The sequence below is a fragment of the Streptomyces sp. URMC 123 genome (assembly GCF_051386515.1).
Classification (GTDB): domain Bacteria; phylum Actinomycetota; class Actinomycetes; order Streptomycetales; family Streptomycetaceae; genus Streptomyces.
The window spans coordinates 1-2,368 of record NZ_JBPQTV010000543.1 but is presented as its reverse complement, the minus strand read 5'-3'; the positions used below and the strand labels follow the sequence as shown (position 1 = coordinate 2,368).

2 protein-coding genes are annotated in these 2,368 nt (G+C 75.6%); one reads left to right on the top strand and one right to left on the bottom strand.

Annotated features, from left to right (window positions below; all coding sequences use genetic code 11):
- The first annotated feature begins 87 nt into the window (after positions 1–87).
- Complete coding sequence (locus tag ACSNOD_RS30520; RefSeq protein WP_436770325.1) at positions 88–831, top strand: PP2C family protein-serine/threonine phosphatase; 744 nt, start codon at positions 88–90, stop codon at positions 829–831.
- 59 nt (positions 832–890) lie between these two features.
- Here ACSNOD_RS30520 and lysA read toward each other — a convergent pair whose 3' ends face one another.
- Positions 891–2,315 (bottom strand): diaminopimelate decarboxylase, encoded by a 1,425-nt coding sequence (lysA, locus tag ACSNOD_RS30515; protein ID WP_436770324.1) that lies wholly within the window; start codon positions 2,313–2,315, stop codon positions 891–893.
- Positions 2,316–2,368: the final 53 nt, after the last annotated feature.

Below are 2,368 nucleotides of genomic sequence, written 5' to 3'. Positions count from 1 at the left end.
GAGACACCGTTCGAGCGGCCCCCGCACACCCTCCGGCGCACAATGGAAGGGCACGCGTGCCGGGGCCGTCCGGGAGGCGGTGGACGTATGGCCTATATCGTCGTCAGCGCGCTGAGCCACCCCGGGCTGGTGCGCGATCGCAATGAGGACAGCCTGGCCGTCGGGCCCTGGACCGTCTGCGGGACGATCACCGAGAATCCGCAGACCATGCTGTTCCCGCTGGGCACGCCCCTGATCGTCGCCGTCGCCGACGGACTCGGCGGGCACCCCGCCGGCGAGGTCGCCAGCGCCATGGTGGTCCGGCGGCTGTCGCGGATCGGGCCCGCCCTGGAGAGCGAGGACGACGTCCGCGACGCCCTGGAAGGCTGCAACCGGGCCGTGTACGAGGCCGCCGACGACGACCCCGACCTGATCATGATGGGCACCACCGTGGCCGGCGTCGTGCTCACCGCCGACCACGCCATCGCCTTCAACGTCGGCGACAGCCGGGTCTACGACGTCGCCGACGGCCAGGGCCTGCGGGAAGTGAGCGTCGACGACAACCCGCCGCTGCTCCCGGGCGAGCGCACCTCGTCGATCGTCACCCAGACCCTCGGCGGCACGCCCGGCTTCAGCCCGGTCGACCCGCATGTGAGCGGCTCGCCGCTGGACACCGAGCGGCGCTGGCTGGTGTGCTCCGACGGTCTGACCGACCCCGTGCCCGACGCCGGGATCGACGAGGTGCTCCGCTTCCACTCCGACGGGCGGGCCGCCTTCGAACTGTGGAAGGCCGCGATGAACGGGGGCGGCCCCGACAACATCACCCTCGCCCTCGTACGCATCGGCGACTGACCCCGCTCCAGCGGCCGGTCGCCCGGCCGCCCGGCCGCCGGCGCCCGGGCACGGCGCCCTCACAGGCCCACGTCACGCCGCCTGATGTCCTCCAGCGTCTCCCGGCGGACCAGCACCCGCGCGTGCCCGTCCGCCACCGCGACCACCGGCGGGCGCCCCACCAGGTTGTACCCCGACGCCATCGACATGTGGTACGCCCCCGCCACCGGCACCGCCAGCAGATCACCGGGCCGCACGTCCCCCGGCAGTTCCGCGTCCGCGGCCAGCACATCGCCCGCCTCGCAGTGCCGGCCGACGACCGTCACCGTGCGCGGCGGCGCGGTGGCCGGGCGGCCGATCAGCCGGATCGTGTAGCGGGCCCCGTAGAGCGCGGGGCGCGGGTTGTCGCTCATCCCGCCGTCCACCGCGACGAACGTCCGCCGGCCGCCGCGCTTGACCGCCGCCACCCGGTAGAGGGCCGTCCCGGCGGGACCGGCGATCGAGCGGCCGGGCTCCACGGTGAGCCGCGGCACGGGCGTGTCGTACTCCGCGCAGCACCGGGCCAGCGCGGCCGTGATCCGGCGGGCGAAGACCTCGGGGCCGGGCGCCGGGTCGCCCTCCCGGTACGCCACCGCGAAGCCGCCGCCCAGGTCGAGCTCGGGGAGGGCGACGCCGTAGCGGTGCCGCAGCCGCGCCAGGAACGGAACGATCCGCCGTACGGCCTCCTCGTACGGCTCGGGCGCGGCGATCTGGGAGCCCAGGTGGCAGTGCAACCCGGCGAGTTCGAGCCGCGGCTGCGCCAGAACCGCCGCGACCGCCTTCTCGGCCGAGCCGTCCGCGATCGGCAGCCCGAACTTCTGGTCCTCGCCACCGGTCCTGATCGCCGGGTGCGCGCCCGCCTCGATGCCCGGCACCACCCGTACGAGCACCTTCTGCCGGGTGGTGGCGGGCACCAGCGCGGCGAGTGCGGCGATCTCGCCGAGCGAGTCGATGACGATCCTCCCGACGCCCAGCCGCAGCGCGGTCCGCAGGTCCTCGGGGGACTTGGCGTTGCCGTGCAGCAGGACCCGCTCGGCGGGGAAGCCGCCGGTCACGGCGAGCTCCAGTTCGCCCGCCGAGCACACGTCCAGGCCCAGGCCCTCCTCCGCCACCCAGGCGGCCACGGCCCGGCAGAGGAACGCCTTGGCGGCGTAGCAGACCTCGGCGTCGGGCAGCGCCTGCCGCCAGGCGCGGGCCCCGGCCCGCAGCTCCGCCTCGTCCAGGACGTAGCACGGGGTGCCGAAGCGGTCGGCGATCTCGGTGAGCTCCACCCCGCCGAGGGCGAGGCCCCCGCCGGGGGTCGTACGGGCGGAGGCGGGCCACAGGGCGGAGGGGGCGCGCCGCGCCGCCGACGGCGGCCCGGAAAGCTCCGACGGCGGCCCGGAAGGCGCAGACGGGGGCTGGGTGAGCTCCTGCGGCGGCTCGGTGAGCTCCTGCGGTGCGGACGGGAGCAGGGGAACGGTCATGGGGGTTCTCCCGGAGAGCGGCATGACAGCCGGTGGTGGGCGAAGATCGGGGG

Coding starts and splice junctions, on each gene's coding strand:
- ACSNOD_RS30520 (WP_436770325.1), top strand. CDS start 88: ATGGCCTATATCGTCGTCAGCGCGCTGAGCCACCCCGGGCTGGTGCGC.
- lysA (WP_436770324.1), bottom strand. CDS start 2,315: ATGACCGTTCCCCTGCTCCCGTCCGCACCGCAGGAGCTCACCGAGCCG.